Genomic DNA, 15,394 nt, shown 5'->3' on the forward strand with positions numbered 1-15,394 from the left:
TTATGCTTCCTTGAGCATGGATTGAACAGGAATGGAAGCCCACTTAGGAATATTATGATCAATCTTTGCCACAACCACGGTCATATCATCCTCAATCATTCCTGATCGGGAGCGTATCACTTCCTCCATAATCAGATCCGCTACGGCCTGAGGTTCATTTGTTTCAAGCTCACTGATCTTTCGCTTCATCCACAAATCATAATTTTCTACATGCTTGGGTCCTTCAAATACACCATCACTCATCATAATCAGCAAGTCGCCCGCTTTTAGCTGTTCACTGACCACATCGACCTCGAATTCCTGGAGGATTCCCATTGGTAAATTACTCGCCTGTATTTTAATAATTTTGCTTCCTCTTTTAATAAAACTTGGCGTCGAACCAATTTTAAGAAACCGAGCAGATGCATTTTGTAAATCCACCATTGCCAGATCAAGTGTTGAAAAGATTTCATCTGTTGTTCGTAAAGCTAGAATGCTATTGACGGATTTGATAGCAACCTTCTCTTCAATCCCTGACTGAAGTATTTGCTGAAGTAGTTTCAACGTCTCCTGGCTTTCTGTATGGGCCCGTTCACCATTTCCCATGCCATCACTAATGGCTATCGCATATTTTCCGCCACCAAGTTCAATTGTTGAATAACTGTCTCCAGAGATAAGATCTCCATCCTTAGCCGCATGGGCGACTCCTGTCAAAACCGCAAACGCCTTTGCAGACCTGAAAGTTACTTGACAGACTCCACTCGGAATGGTGGCGCATTCTTCCGAATTAACAAGAATGGTTTCCCCCAAGATATCAGAGAGCATCGGGGCAATTAGTTTTTCGCATTCTCCATGACCCCCGCAGTATGGAATGGTCATATCAATATCAACATTTCCTTGTTCAAGACTGTAAATATCCACATTCTCAATTTCAACACCAAACTCTTGAAGAGCACTAAGGATCTGCTCCTCTTGTTTATGATGATTTTCCCGTTCTCGTTGAATTTCTTTAGCGAAATCACCCATTACCTCTGAAACACCGAGGAGCTGATTCGCCACCAGCTTTCTACTTTCTTGAACTTGTTTTTTTAGCTTGCGGTTGGCCTGATAAAAAGTCAGCTGATGTTGCATAATGTCGTTTACCTTTTTTGAACGCGTACAATGCTTATCCCAATCCCGGGACAGCTTTGGTGAAATTGTTCCTGTATGATCTAATTCGTGCATAATATCACTCATAAACTCATAGGTTGTATTAAAGTTCCTCGCCCAACAATGATCCTTTTTAAAACAAGTTTGACATGTTTTCTCTGTGACATTGCTTAAGAAATAGTCAAGGTCTCGGTCTGGCTCTTCACCTTCTGTCTTCTCTTCAATCGAAGAAAAGCTTTTAGACAGGGCTTGAAAGACATTTGAGAATTGAGCCACTCTACGCGCTGTCACATCGCGCATTTTTCTCATATATTGCTGTTGTTCCGCCGAATATTCTGCGGTACCCGGTATATATTTCGCTATTTTAGAAGTTAATGAGGTTGGTGTTAGAAGAAATAATAAAATCGCAACACCTGTTTCTAGTAACATCTTGTTAATTGGTTGTCCTGTTTCACCGTACATACCTATTAAAAGTGTAGCAACGAGTAATCCAACGGCAACACCAAACTTTTTCCCTTCTTTTAACAAGCCACCCAACAAACCAGCAAAGGCAAGCAAGCTCATATGAAAGAAACTTGATAGATTTGCGAGACTAAAGATTAGTCCTGTCACCACACCAACCGTTGAGCCCATTGTAGCTCCCGCAACAAATGCAAAGACTAACACCAGGTAACGGGACAAAACATGTTCAATTGAAATATCATATAAGGTCCACCCAATGGTCCCGGTCATCACTGAAGCAAGCATGATGATTAAACAGACAATCTCCTCAGTCTTTAAAGATTGTCTTCGCTTATTCACCGTTAATAAAGGAATACTTTGTAGAAATATGAAGGCAAGGATTAACCCTAGACCGGCTTCAATTCCGGCCATTGCACTTCCATATACCGTTATATTCCCTTCGATAACCGCTGTTCTTGACATTTCCATACTCAATATAGTGAAAAATACCAGTAGTGGTAATCCTCTTAGTTCATTCTTCATCCACCTTCCCGTAACCCGGAAAAGAATTAAAAACAACACAATGGTTCCAAACGTAACCGCTGCTTCCCCAAGAGATAAGGTAGCCGCCCCAGCAACAAGTCCAAGGAGGGCAATTGGCGCACGATCCCTACGAATAAAGAAAACGGCCGCAAAAAAGGGAAGGCTAAAAGGTGTTAGCTTGGCTAAGATTAATGCGCGACCTAGAAGAAAACCGATAAAAAGAAAAATATATCCTTTTCTGAGGAAAAAGCTCTCAATGGATGTCTGAAGTTTGACAAGCAGTTTTGAGAATTCGAATCTCGGCTTATCAAGACGAACGTCACTTGTAGGCTTTACCACAGTCCTTTCTACATTTTGCATACCATACACTCCCTGCATTTTATTGTTGTGCTTCATTATAAGAGGTTCATTGTCAAAACTTTGTCAAAATTAAGGACAAGTATTGGATTTTCGTTCGACTGATTATGTGGTAAAATACCGACAAAATTCTTTCATATTTTTATTGACAGTTTAATAAAATCTCAGTATTATAGATTTTGTGCTTTAAATTATGGCGGTGTAGCTCAGCTGGCTAGAGCATTCGGTTCATACCCGAAAGGTCGTGGGTTCGACTCCCTCCGCCGCTACTATGAAATGCGAAGGCGACTGTTCAGCGAAGTCCACTAGTCGCTAGGAGCCGTAGCTAGACAATGAAAAGTGGAAGTGCCTTGTTCAGGGGCGACAGGCATAAGACGAGCCGGCGAGAAGGTTGTTCTTTAACCTTCTTGGCGGATTGGCTTATGACCCGAGCCCCTAGGCACTGCAGCTAGACAACGAAAAGCGAAACTGGTTAGTTCAGCGACGTATGAACTTGAGCCAAAAACATTATTACGGCCCCTTGGTCAAGCGGTTAAGACACCGCCCTTTCACGGCGGTAACACGGGTTCGAATCCCGTAGGGGTCATCTTAAATAGGAAAGCACAAGAGCACTGATCATTTCAGTGCTCTTTTTGTCTATACTAACAGGAAAAGTACCCATACTTCGTATAGTATTAATCTATAATCCTCACCTTTTGTCCCCTATATATACTTATAAACTACAAAAAAATGCCTTTTTGTTTCAAAACCTGATTATTTATACTAGTTACTGACCTTTGGGCTAGGTATTTTTCAGCTAAATTCCACCTTTCCCCTCTATTCTGATGAAAAAATACCCTCACTCAGAATGCCTTTACTGGAAAAATTCATTTTATTCCCTGTTTTGAGCATTATATTCCCCGTTAGAGAGGTTTTATTCCCTGTTCAGGAATAAATACTATACACGGTACCGTATCCCGTGAAGTCCCATGGAGAAGGAACATAGGTTTCCTATGAGTAGCTAGCGTTTTTTCCAGATAAAAAAGACAGATCAATGATTGATCTGTCTTAATAAAGGCATCTATATAAATATATTCAGCAGCAAGTTACCCTCTTCTAGCTCCTCTGCCACCGCGTTTTGATTCGGTATGGCGCTTTAAGGAAGAGAGACGATCTTCACTATCCTTTAAAAACTTTGCCATCTTGGATTCAAAATTTTCAGGACGGCTATTGCGGTTATCATTGGGTTTACCTGGACGTTGACGTTTTGAGTCTGGTCTTTCCGGTCTTGCAGGTCTTGCAGGTCTTTCCGGCCTGTCAATTGCCTTTTTAATGGATAAACCAATCTTTCCGTCTTTTACATTAATAACCTTTACCTCAATTTGATCGCCGACTTTTAAATGATCGTTAATATCCTTTACGTAATTGTCTGCGACCTCACTAATATGAACAAGCCCCGTTGACCCTTCTGGCAACTCCACAAATGCTCCAAAATTAGTGATTCCTGTTACTTTCCCTTGCAACTTGCTGCCTACTTCGATTGACATAAAAAGAATTTTCCTCCTTAAAAGTATAAAAAATCAAACCTACTATATATTATACCGAACATGGAAAAAGAGTGTCAATTTGCGCTCTTTTTGAATGGGAATCCCTAGTCATTTTCAGGTATGTTAAAAATAATTTCTCCTTCTTGCGAAAGGAAATAATCCCTTCTTGCCAGTTTAGCAATATACTCTTCGTCATTTAGTTTGACAATTTCTTCTTCAAGGTGTTTTTGTTGTTTCTGTAATTTTGCTAATTCTGTTTCAAGTCTTTCCTTTTCATCTAACTTTGTCTCTAGAGCAGACGTTCGTGAGATGAACGTAGAAATCATGACAGCAGATATGATGGTTGCAAGCACAAAAAAGACTGCGAGGCGCCTGAATAACACTTTACGTTTTCTCTTTTCTGCAATTCCTGCTTTTTCACTTTGTTGCGTATACTCATTCTCCAACTTAGAGATATTCCGTTTTCTAATGGCATTCATTCCCTCGCGGTCCTCCTTATTTTTTGAAAATTTTAAAGGTCTTCAGCCTTTTTACTATTGATACAGTGTATTTCTGGAATTTACGAGTAAATCCTGCCATTTTATTATATATTCTCTCGACGGTTTTTTTAATCCTTTTCGGCAAAAGTTTCCATAAAAGTAGAAATAAAAGTTCAAATGGTTTCCAAGCAACTCTAAGAACCCAGTAAACTATCTTTCCAATGATCTTCAATAACGTAATGGCCCCTTTTCCGATTAACATTAAAAGGGAAAAGGTTGAAATCAATAAAAACCGTATTGGTTGATAGATTAGAGTCTTGAAAAGATTAATGGATATCTTATACGTTGAAATGGCTATAGAGATCAACCACTCTAATACTTTTAAATATCCACGCTTTAAAAGACTCTGATATGCAGCAAACCCACAGAGCAATGCAAGAAAGATGTAGAATCTTAGTTCACCTTCATTAACAATAAATAAAACATAGAAAATGGAGAGTCCCTGCAGAATCCAGAATAGGATATCATTAAGGAATACAATCCAATTTTTTCTTTTCCGCCTCTGTAAAAAACGACTGTACGTATCAAGTGAGGCTCCGAAAAGACTACCCATGCCAATCATTGAAAGCATGGTCAGAAACTGGGTTGTCAGTGTCATCTGAACAGCTTGCTAAAGAATCCTTTAGCTTTCTCCCCATGCTGATCATCAAGGTAAATCAAGTCAAAGACTCTTCCTTTAATTGAGACAATCCCCTTATCTACATCTAAATTCTTCATTTGCAAATTCTGGCCTTTAATCGCAAGGAAACCCATGACTGTTTCTAGCAGAAATTCCTCATTATCAAAGCTTTCTACCTGTTTGACACCTGAAATTTCAAGTGTCCGCCTTCCTCTCATGATAACATCATGTTCAGGAGTGTTTGTCTTCTGTTGATTTGGTTCAAAGTACTGGCTCATATTTAATCCCCCACAATCGCGTTATACACGGTTTGTACATATGTATGAGTGGTGAGGGCTAAATAGAACAAGCCTATTTACTCTGATTCAGAAAGTCGCTCATCCTTCACAATCGTATACATATCAGCTGCTTCTTCCTTCTTCGTTGTTTCTTGTATTCGCTCAATTTTTGCCGTTACCCGTCTTTGTCCAAATCGGATAGTTAACTCATCTCCAACTTTTACATTCGTACTTGCTTTGGCAGCTACGCCATTGACTAAAATCCTTCCTTGATCAGATACTTCTTTTGCCATTGTCCGTCTTTTTATTAATCTAGATACTTTTAAAAATTTATCTAATCTCATGCTACATCCACTCCTATTTCCCTTTTTCGTTTGTTTTTGCTTCTACCCAGAAGGCATCTAATTCCTCAAGTGTATAGTCATTGAAGGAACGACCACTTGCTGCCACTTTCTCTTCAATATAACTAAAGCGTCGAGAAAATTTTTGATTGGTTTTAAATAGAGCTTCTTCAGGATCTATGTTATAGTGCCTTGCCACATTTACAAGGGCAAACAGCAAATCGCCATACTCTAGTTCTATTTCTTGCTGATTGCCTTGTTGTTTTGCGTCTTGCAATTCTAGTAGTTCTTCCTTCACTTTTTCCAGCACCGGTGTGATATCTGGCCAATCAAAGCCAACTTTAGCAGCTTTCTTTTGTAACTCTTTCGCCTTTAACAAGTTCGGCAGACCATTGCCGACTCCGTCCAGCAAGGATTTATGGGTGATTCCTTTTTCTTGTTGTTTTATTTCCTGCCAATTCGACAATACCTCTTCCTCTGTCTCCGCTTCTACATTTCCAAAGACATGAGGATGTCGACGGACCATTTTTTCTGAAATTCCTTCTACGACATCTTCAATCGTAAAATAGCCATCATCTTCTCCAATTTGTGCATGAAGCATAACCTGAAGGAGAACATCACCAAGCTCTTCCACCATGTGGTCAATATCCTCATTATTAATGGCTTCAATTAACTCATATGCTTCCTCAATTAAGTATTTTTTTAAAGATTCATGTGTTTGTTTTTTATCCCAAGGACACCCATTTGGTCCTCTCAGATCAGCGATAATCTGACGGAAGGTTGAGAACTCGCGATAGAGAACTTGCTCATCCTTTACAGGTGGCACATAAACGGAGGTAAGATTATGCACTTCGGTTTCCCTATCCAATTCATATAAAGGAACCCAGGTAATCTTCTCATCCTTACTTCCAGCTGCTGTAACAATGGCTACCTCATACTCGTCAGGGAGCTTTTCCATTAAACTAAGCTTCACTTCTGAAGCCACAAACTGATCATAAACCTGTCCAATTATGGTATGTGTATTCAAGCGAATCATATCTCGGGATAGAGATGTTCCATCTACCAATTGAAAGCCATCGATTGGATCAATTTTTAAGGCTTGGAATATAGCATCTAAAAAGCTTTGTCCCCCACCAATCTCAATGTCGATCCCTCGCGCTTTCCCTTTCTCTAGTAACAATTGTACGGTTTGCTCTGCTACTAGTGGATGACCTGGAACAGCATAGACAACAGCAGCTTCTTCTGCCTTTTCCAACAATATCTCACTTATTTCTTCATAAACAGCAGAAAACTCACTATTTTTTTCATAGACAGAGTCAAAAGAAGTAAAGCTATGCCCGACTTCCTCAAGCTCAGCTACAATTGGATGTTCCTTCGTCCGTAAAAAAATATTATTCCCCTCTGTTAACACTTTATAAACTCCAAAAGGAAGCTGGTTTAGGTCACCTGCCCCTAGACCAATTACAGTAATCTTTTTCATTTGTTATCGACTCCTATCTTTTTGGCAACAAAAACAGTAGTTTGCTTCCAAATGGAAGCATTAATAATTCCTTTTCTCCTAACAATCTTGTTTTAATGACAATCACTAAATAAAAGACAGCCCCGACAAAAACAGCACTAATCGCTTGGAATGCTGCCAACGGCCGTAAAGTGAGATGTTCCCAAAATAGCCACTGAACAGTTTTTATGTAAAAGTGTAAAACTAGTCCCATCAACCCAGATATGAGCAATACTTTTAAAATAAAGCTGGTAGAGAGAATCTGTTGTTGCATGACTTTCCGAAGCTTAAAAATTAGGATCATCAACATCACAATCATAGCAATTATAATCGCAAATGCTGCACCTGCTGTCCCATATGAGGGGATAAGGAAAAAGTTCAAGATATATTTTAGCCCAAATCCTCCAAGGACAATGAAAGCTGGAAAAAAAGAGTGATTCATCCCTTGAAGGATTCCAATAATTGTGATCATCACAGACCCCGGCAAAATTAGAAGACTTAATTGCGCTAACACAAATGACCCATTTGCATTTTCAAATAGCATAATATTCGTTGGTTCAATAATACTGAATAAGCCAATCGCAGCAGCTGCCCCAACTAAAAGGCTTAACTGCAAAGCAATACGCACATTTTGTATCGTTTTTTGACGTTGTTTTTCCCCTGATATTGCGGGCACTAAGGAAAGGGCAATAGAAGTTGCAACCACCGTTCCAAGTTGAATCAATGGTTGTCCTCGATCATAAACTCCTTTTGCAATTTTTGCCTCTTCGATTGTCATATCGGTTGAGGATAATAATTGATAAAGATTTAGCGCATCTGCTAACTGTAGGAGAATCAGCACCATTCCACTTACACTAATAGCAAACCCCTGGAAAATTAATGCCTTTATTACAGGGAGGGCAGTAACCCCTAACTCTTTGAGATTGTATTGGTTTTGGAGAATTCCGTCTGATGACTTCAAAAAAAAGTAGCATAGAATTGTTAACCCAACCAATCCACCTGTCACTGATCCAAAAACGGCACCGCTTCCTGCTTGATAAAGCGAATAGTCTTGTTTAATCAATATGTATGAAAGCAAGAGAATCGTAATCACCCGAATAAGTTGCTCTCCTACTTGAGATACTGCTGTTGGGATCATATTGCCGCCCCCTTGGAAATATCCCCTAAACACAGAGATAAACGGAAACAACAGAAATGGGAAGGCCATCACTCGAAAAAGAGTCGCCAAATCTTGATCGCCCATCGAAGAAGCAATCGCTTCAGCACCTAGAAAAAAGACAAAAAAGAAAGCTAATCCAATAATTGTTAGAAAAAACAAGGAAACGGCTAGAAGCCTAGTAGCTCCTTTCTGATTATCGGAGGAAAGCTGTTCTTTATACAATTTAGAGATTACAACTGGAAAGCCATGTGTAGACAAGACAAGGATGATTCCATAGAAAGGATAAACCTGTTGATAAATATAAAAACCGATGTCGCCAACAATATTTTGGAAGGGTACACGGTACATTGCACTTAATATTTTGGTCACTAAGGCAGCCGCTGTCAAAATAAGCGCACCCCTGAAAAGATCCTGCGACCCTGATACAGACTTCATTACCCAACTCCTTCCATTCTGAATATCGAATGTATTATATCATAAAGTGCCGTCATTAACGGCATTCACCCTCATTCTGGTCTTCTGTTTCAACCTGTTTATATACAGAAAAGAGACTGATCCCAAAAGCTATACGGCTTTTGGGATCAATCCCCTTTCTATCATCTATCTACTAAAGTCCTATTACTGCTCCATTTGTCTTGCTAAAAATCCAGCAGCTGTTTCGACAGCCTTTTGTTCTACTTCACCTAATGTACCTTCTTTAGAATAAATAATAACCGATCCAATTGGATCTCCATTCGCAATGATTGGTCCAATCGTATAGGAAGAAATCGTATCATCTACTCCATCGACCAGCGCAACGGTTCCTTGCTGGTTCATGAGAACAGAAGAGCGATCTTCCATCGTTTTCTCAACCTGCTCACTTATGTTTTTATTTAAGTAATCCTTTTTAGAACCACCCGCAACAGCAATATACGTATCACGGTCACAAATTAAAACTGGATTCCCTAAACTATCATACAGGGCTTCTGCATATTCCTTAGCAAAATCACTTAATTCACTAATTGGGGAGTATTTCTTTAAAATCACTTCACCATCACGGTCTACAAAAATTTCTAATGGGTCACCTTCACGAATTCTCAGTGTTCTCCGAATTTCTTTCGGAATAACGACTCTGCCTAAATCATCGATTCGACGAACAATACCAGTTGCTTTCATCCAACGTTGCCTCACTTTCATCTGATGATTATTTTTGGACAATGATGGTTGAACCCTTTATTTATCCACCATTACCATGATTGAACTTAGTATCTTTCATCTGGAAAGTTCTATTCACATCCAAGAATATTTTCTCTTAAGTGGTAGGATTTCTATTTTTGAAATCGCCATTCTAGGTAAGGAAGAATCAGGATAAACACTCCGGTAATCCTCTCTTTAAGAGTTACCCTCATCTTTAGAGGATGAAACATTTTCCAGCTAATATTTATGTTACATAGTAAATTAGTTTGATTAAGATACTGAGTTTTCTTCTTCTCTTACAGAGTCGTGAAGCCCTTTAACCATTTCGAAGGTGATATGAAGCCACTCTTCCTTTTTAAGTCCTTTTGTATGAATGACCATCTTTAATCTGTTCCCGTCCATCCCAAGACCAACGTTTCTACGGAATTTATCACTAATCTTGAAGATCTTTTGCCCATCAATCTGACTTGTTCCACTTTCAGATACATAAATAGCAATCTCTTGTTTCGCTTGCTTGATGGTTTCCACTGCTGCTGTTTCAGCATAGATCTTAAGCTCAGATACTTGGAATAGATGCGTCACTTCTTGAGGATAGTCCCCAAATCGGTCAACCATTTCTTCCTTCAACTCTTCAATGTCATTTAGCGTTTCTAATCCGCGGAAACGCTTATACATTTCAATTTTTTGATGTCCATCTTGAATATAAGAATCAGGAATATAAGCATCTATTTCTAGATCAAGTTCGACCGTAGCTCGTTTCTTTTGCTCATGGTCAGGCTGTCTTTCCTCGATGGCCTCTTTTAACATTTGTGAGTACAAATCAAATCCAACTGAATCAATGAAACCATGTTGTTCAGCTCCAAGCAGATTTCCTGCACCGCGAATGGATAAATCCCGCATGGCAATCTTAAAGCCCGAGCCAAGCTCTGTAAACTCCTTTATGGCTTGAAGACGCTTTTCCGCGACTTCCGTTAACACCTTATCCTTCCGATAAGTAAAGTAAGCATAAGCGACACGATTAGATCGTCCTACACGACCTCTTAATTGGTAGAGCTGAGATAGCCCCATTTTATCCGCATCGTGAACAATCAGTGTGTTGACATTAGGGATGTCGACACCCGTTTCAATAATGGTTGTACTGACTAAAACATCAAATTCCCCTTCAAGGAATCCGAGCATCACCGATTCTAATTCATTTTCTGTCATTTTCCCATGTGCATGAGCCACCCTTGCATCTGGGACTAACATCGAGATTTCCTCTGCTTTTCGCTCAATGTCTTCTACCCGGTTGTAAAGGAAATAAACCTGCCCATTTCTTGCAAGCTCTCTTTCAATTGCCTCACGTACAAGACCCCCATTGTATTCCATCACATAAGTTTGGACAGGGAATCGATTTTCAGGCGGTGTTTCAATGACAGACAAATCACGAACGCCTAACATAGACATGTGAAGGGTTCTTGGGATTGGTGTTGCCGTTAATGTCAGTACATCAACATTGGTTTTTAGTTGTTTGATTTTTTCTTTATGTGTGACACCAAATCGCTGTTCTTCATCGATGATTAGCAAGCCTAAATCTCTGTAAGTAATATCCTTAGAAAGAATTCGGTGAGTACCAATGACAATATCCACTGTCCCCGCTTTTAGACCTTTAATGGTTTCTGTTTGTTGCTTTCGAGTACGGAAACGGCTCAAAAGTCCAATATTAATCGGATAGTCCTGAAATCTTTCACGAATGGTTTCATAGTGCTGCTGAGCTAAAATTGTCGTTGGAACAAGCAATGCCACTTGTTTACCGTCGGCAATTGCCTTAAAGGCTGCCCTGATGGCTACTTCCGTTTTCCCGTATCCAACATCGCCACAAAGGAGGCGATCCATCGGTCGTTCATTTTCCATATCCTTTTTAATTTCATGGATGGAACGGATTTGGTCTTCTGTTTCCTCATAAGGGAAAGAAGTCTCAAACTCTCTTTGCATATCACCATCTAGAGAAAATGCATACCCTCTGCTCGCTTCTCTCTCGGCATAAAGCTTAATTAAATCATCAGCTATGTTTTGTACTTGGGATTGGACTTTATTTTTTACCTTTTTCCAATCGTTTCCGCCCAGCTTATAAATTTTCGGTTCTTTGCCTTCTGAGCCAACGTATTTCTGGATCAGGTCAATTTGCTCAACAGGTACATAAAGCTTATCTGTTCCTTGATAGCGAATATTAAGATAATCTTTATGAACACCATTGATAACTAACGTCTCAATCCCTAGATACTTTCCTATCCCGTGGTTCACATGGACAACATAGTCGCCAACCTTAAGCTCTGAATAGCTTTTGATGCGCTCTGCATTGGAGAGCTTTTGTCGGCGCTTTGTCCGCTTCGTCTTTTTATTAAAAAGTTCTTCCTCAGTGATGACCACAAGTTTTTGAATCGGCATTTCAAACCCGGAGTTTAGACTCCCTTGAACAATCTGAGCTTTTTCTACCCTGATTGGGTCTGTGTTCGCAACTCGAATGACCTCAATCTCATAATCCTCTAAGACGCGTTCTAGCTTATGTGTTCTTTCTTCATCTGGCCCTAAGAGGATGACGGTGTAATTTCCTTTCTTCCACCGGTCCATCTCTGTTTTTAACACATTCATCTGGCCATGGAAGTTTTGCATTGGTTTACACGAAATATTGATGATATTTTGCGGATTTGTGCTTGGAACATGTCTTAAAAACAAGCTCGAATAGACAATCGGCCTTGCTGACTGTTGCAATAAATCCGGAAGATGATGAGAAAGTTGCAGATCATGGATAATTTGCCCCTCACCTAAAAGGCTTGTATACCACTCTGCTTCTTCTTTGTTTAATGATTCATTCATTTCCTGGACTCGACTAATCTCATCAATAAAAATAAACCCATCGGGATTCAGGTAATCTAGCAAACTTTGAGGTTTTCCATAGGCGATGGACAAGTATTTAAACAATTGATCTGGTTTCTGTCCATTCTTTAATTGTTCAAGCTCATGTCCGATATTTTGAATAAGTTGATTTTTCGCTTTCTCATCTTTGAGCTTTTTAAGACTTTTTGCTAAACCGGTTTCCAGTTCTGAAATCAATCTTGCAAGTTGACTGGACTCTAGTAAATTTTCAGTAGCAGGATCAATGACTACCTTAGTCAACTTGTCCTTGGAGCGTTGATCCTCTAATGAAAATGACCGGATAGAATCAACCTCTGTATCGAATAATTCAATTCGGTACGGGTCTGCTGCTGTTAATGGGTAAATATCAATAATCCCGCCTCTGACACTAAACTCACCAGGAGCGGAGACAAGATCTGAACGCACATAGCCCATGTTGACAAATTGGTTCAGGACCGTCTCAACGTCAATTTCTTCCCCTACAGAAAACGGTATTTGAAAACGCATCCACAAATCTTTGGGCGGCAGAATCTTTTTAAAGCCTGCCATAGGCACGACGACAATTCCGCTTTTATTGCCCGCCAAATGGTTTAGTGCTTCAATCCGTTGAGCCTTTAATTCAGGTGAAGAAATACTTAACTCGGCGGCAATTAATTCATTCGCCGGATATAAGTAAACATCTGTTTCCCCGACTAACCCTACTAAATCATCGTAGAGTTTTTGTGCCTGCAGAAGATTATGCGTTACGACCAGTACTGAACGATTTGTATTTTCATAAATTGAGGATAAAAAAACAGTTCTTGCTGAACCGGATAGGCCAGCTACAAGTTGTTCTCTTAAGCCTATTTCCATTCCAGAAACAACAGAATGGACGTCATCCTGTTGACGAAAAAGAGCTTTCAGCCCTTGCATTCCAACCTCTCCCTCACTAAGAAATGCTCCAGACCTTAAAGTGGCACTGGAGCTAGACAGTAATCTAGCTAAAAATTTTATCATAACTAAAATAAGCATGTATAGAAACAGAAAAATGCCTTGGAACAATCGTCCAAAGCGTGTCAGTGAATTAGATAGTCATTTTCATGGTAGCTTGGATTACGCTCATACGATTCCTGACAATCCTCACAGATTGACTTTATCTGAATGTCACCATTGCTTTCATAGCTTATCATATCATGGCGTTCTTCATCTGTCAGCTTATGGAAACCTAGACTTTCGCTTTGAACCGATAATCGGTCTAATGTCCCAATATTCGTTCCACAATGACGGCAGTAATAATGCATAGCCATGCCTGTCCCTCCCTAATCATCCTGTTATGCTTATTATTTACGGATTTAAGGGAACTTATTCATATGCTTATTCTATGTAAAGACTCTATTTATATGTTATTGATTGTATTGATTCATCACTTGAAGAAAAGGAACTTCCATCCATGCCTCACAAGCCTCGCACGCCTTTTGAGCAGCTTTATCCATCTCAACTTGTTCTTCTTTTGAGAATTTCCCCAATACATAATCTGTTATTGGCATTCTATTTTGCGGACGACTGATTCCAACCCGAATACGCTTAAATTCCTGCGATCCTGTATGAGCAATTGTGGAGCGAATCCCATTGTGCCCACCAGCACTCCCTTTTTGTCTCAGGCGAATTTTGCCTGTTGGCAAATCTAAATCATCATAAATAACCAGTAAATCCTCCAGCTCAATATCATAATAGCTCATAACGGCGCCAATGGACTCACCGGATAAATTCATATAGGTCAATGGTTTCAGTAGAATAACCTTTTCCCCTTTTACAATCCCCGCTCCAAAGAGTCCTTTAAACTTCGCTTGACTCAAAGGAATGTTCATTTTTTCTGAAAGCTGATCAATCACTTCAAAACCAATATTATGTCTTGTCTTTTCATACTGCTTTCCTGGATTTCCTAACCCTACGATTAGTTTCATGATTCTTCCCCACCTTCATCTTGGTGCTACCATTCTGTATAAAAATTTTTAAAATAAGGCTGTGTTAACCGTAGCTGTTGATTTCCAATTTAGGCTGTTCGCAGACATATTAGCATGATGGTATCTTGCTAGCTCCAGCAGGATTCTATCTGTCTTCTGTTTCATTCAACGTGAAAAATCAACAATGTACATTAACACAGCCTAAAATAAAGAACGTAACCGATTAGGTTACGTCTATTCTACTAGCTTTCAGTAGTTGGTTCAGTTTCTCTACCTTCTTCATTGTCAGGATGCCCTGGTTCTTGTTCTTCACCAGAGTTGATCTCTTCTTCCTGTTTCGGAGGAAGAATTGTAACCAACACCAAGGAGTCTTCATCATCAATTGTATAACTTCCACCAGAGTTCTTCAAATCACCAACGGTTAAATGTTCACTTACCTGAAGATTTGAGATATCTAAATCAATAGACTGTGGAATATTCGCTGGTGTGGCTGTAACAGATAGTTCATGGACAGCCTGCTGCAGCACGCCTCCGTCCTTAACTCCCGGAGCTTCACCAACAAGGGCTACTCTTACAGTGGCTGTTCTTTCCTCTTTCATATTCACAGCAAAAAAGTCAGCGTGTAAAATATCTCCTTTAATCGAATCTTGTTGGTAATCACTCAACATAACATCGGTTTTGCTTCCGTCAACATCAAGGGAGATAATCCCGTTTCTGCCAACCTCACGAATTGTTTTAATAAATTCGATACTATCAACATACACAGGTTTACTCTCCATTTTACTTCCGTAAATCACTGCTGGAATGTTTCCTTCCGCACGAAGTCTAGTTAGACTCGACTTTTGACTATTACTACTACGACCACTCGCTTTTAATATAGCACTCATTCAGATGTCCCCTTCCAACTACAAATTTAGACTTATCATTAAAAAAATGCCCTATTAAGCCTAA

Annotated in this window: 13 protein-coding genes and 2 tRNA genes; 2 read left to right on the forward strand and 13 right to left on the reverse strand. The window is 39.7% G+C overall.

All coding sequences use genetic code 11. The features are described 5' to 3' along the window. Entirely contained in the window at positions 1-2,472 is a 2,472-nt protein-coding gene (gene spoIIE, locus H0185_RS01340; protein WP_221870462.1) for a stage II sporulation protein E, read from the reverse strand. A gap of 192 nt (positions 2,473-2,664) precedes the next feature. Between spoIIE and H0185_RS01345 the strand changes: the two genes are divergently transcribed. Together H0185_RS01345 and H0185_RS01350 are read left to right on the forward strand one after the other, a co-directional pair. Beyond that, positions 2,665-2,738, forward strand: a tRNA-Met gene (locus H0185_RS01345). Positions 2,739-2,983: 245 nt separating this feature from the next. Further along, positions 2,984-3,055 (forward strand) — tRNA-Glu (locus H0185_RS01350). Positions 3,056-3,554: 499 nt separating this feature from the next. Here the strand turns inward: H0185_RS01350 and H0185_RS01355 are convergent. The 12 genes from H0185_RS01355 to H0185_RS01410 all read right to left on the reverse strand — a co-directional run bounded on the left by H0185_RS01355 (position 3,555) and on the right by H0185_RS01410 (position 15,330). Beyond that, complete coding sequence (locus tag H0185_RS01355; RefSeq protein WP_221870464.1) at positions 3,555-3,995, reverse strand: S1 domain-containing RNA-binding protein; 441 nt, start codon at positions 3,993-3,995, stop codon at positions 3,555-3,557. A 104-nt stretch (positions 3,996-4,099) separates the two neighbouring features. Further along, positions 4,100-4,474, reverse strand: coding sequence for an FtsB family cell division protein (locus H0185_RS01360; RefSeq protein WP_221870466.1), 375 nt, complete (start codon positions 4,472-4,474; stop codon positions 4,100-4,102). Between the two features lie 16 nt (positions 4,475-4,490). Beyond that, positions 4,491-5,132: a spore cortex biosynthesis protein YabQ gene (gene yabQ, locus H0185_RS01365; RefSeq protein WP_221870468.1), complete on the reverse strand. Its 642-nt coding sequence runs from the start codon at positions 5,130-5,132 to the stop codon at positions 4,491-4,493. Further along, the gene (gene yabP, locus H0185_RS01370; RefSeq protein WP_221870470.1) at positions 5,129-5,431 is read right to left on the reverse strand and encodes a sporulation protein YabP; all 303 of its coding nucleotides are present in this window, start codon (positions 5,429-5,431) and stop codon (positions 5,129-5,131) included. Before yabP ends, yabQ begins: the two co-directional genes overlap by 4 nt. A gap of 77 nt (positions 5,432-5,508) precedes the next feature. Then, complete coding sequence (locus H0185_RS01375; protein ID WP_221870473.1) at positions 5,509-5,775, reverse strand: RNA-binding S4 domain-containing protein; 267 nt, start codon at positions 5,773-5,775, stop codon at positions 5,509-5,511. Between the two features lie 13 nt (positions 5,776-5,788). Further along, a complete protein-coding gene (yabN, locus tag H0185_RS01380; RefSeq protein ID WP_221870475.1) occupies positions 5,789-7,252 on the reverse strand; it encodes a bifunctional methyltransferase/pyrophosphohydrolase YabN in 1,464 nt (487 codons plus the stop codon). Positions 7,253-7,265: 13 nt separating this feature from the next. Beyond that, a complete protein-coding gene (locus H0185_RS01385) occupies positions 7,266-8,864 on the reverse strand; it encodes a putative polysaccharide biosynthesis protein (RefSeq protein ID WP_221870477.1) in 1,599 nt (532 codons plus the stop codon). A 183-nt stretch (positions 8,865-9,047) separates the two neighbouring features. Then, the gene (spoVT, locus tag H0185_RS01390; protein ID WP_221870479.1) at positions 9,048-9,584 is read right to left on the reverse strand and encodes a stage V sporulation protein T; all 537 of its coding nucleotides are present in this window, start codon (positions 9,582-9,584) and stop codon (positions 9,048-9,050) included. Positions 9,585-9,875: 291 nt separating this feature from the next. Beyond that, entirely contained in the window at positions 9,876-13,412 is a 3,537-nt protein-coding gene (gene mfd, locus H0185_RS01395) for a transcription-repair coupling factor (protein WP_221870481.1), read from the reverse strand. 143 nt (positions 13,413-13,555) lie between these two features. Then, positions 13,556-13,786, reverse strand: a complete 231-nt coding sequence (gene fin / locus H0185_RS01400) for an anti-sigma-F factor Fin (protein WP_221870483.1) — start codon at positions 13,784-13,786, stop codon at positions 13,556-13,558. A gap of 96 nt (positions 13,787-13,882) precedes the next feature. Further along, entirely contained in the window at positions 13,883-14,443 is a 561-nt protein-coding gene (gene pth / locus H0185_RS01405) for an aminoacyl-tRNA hydrolase (protein WP_221870485.1), read from the reverse strand. A gap of 242 nt (positions 14,444-14,685) precedes the next feature. Beyond that, positions 14,686-15,330 (reverse strand): 50S ribosomal protein L25/general stress protein Ctc, encoded by a 645-nt coding sequence (locus H0185_RS01410; RefSeq protein ID WP_221870487.1) that lies wholly within the window; start codon positions 15,328-15,330, stop codon positions 14,686-14,688. Between the last annotated feature and the right edge of the window lie 64 nt (positions 15,331-15,394).

The sequence above is a fragment of the Mesobacillus maritimus genome (genome assembly GCF_019749255.1).
In the GTDB taxonomy this organism is placed as follows: Bacteria; Bacillota; Bacilli; order Bacillales; family Cytobacillaceae; genus Mesobacillus_B; species Mesobacillus_B maritimus_A.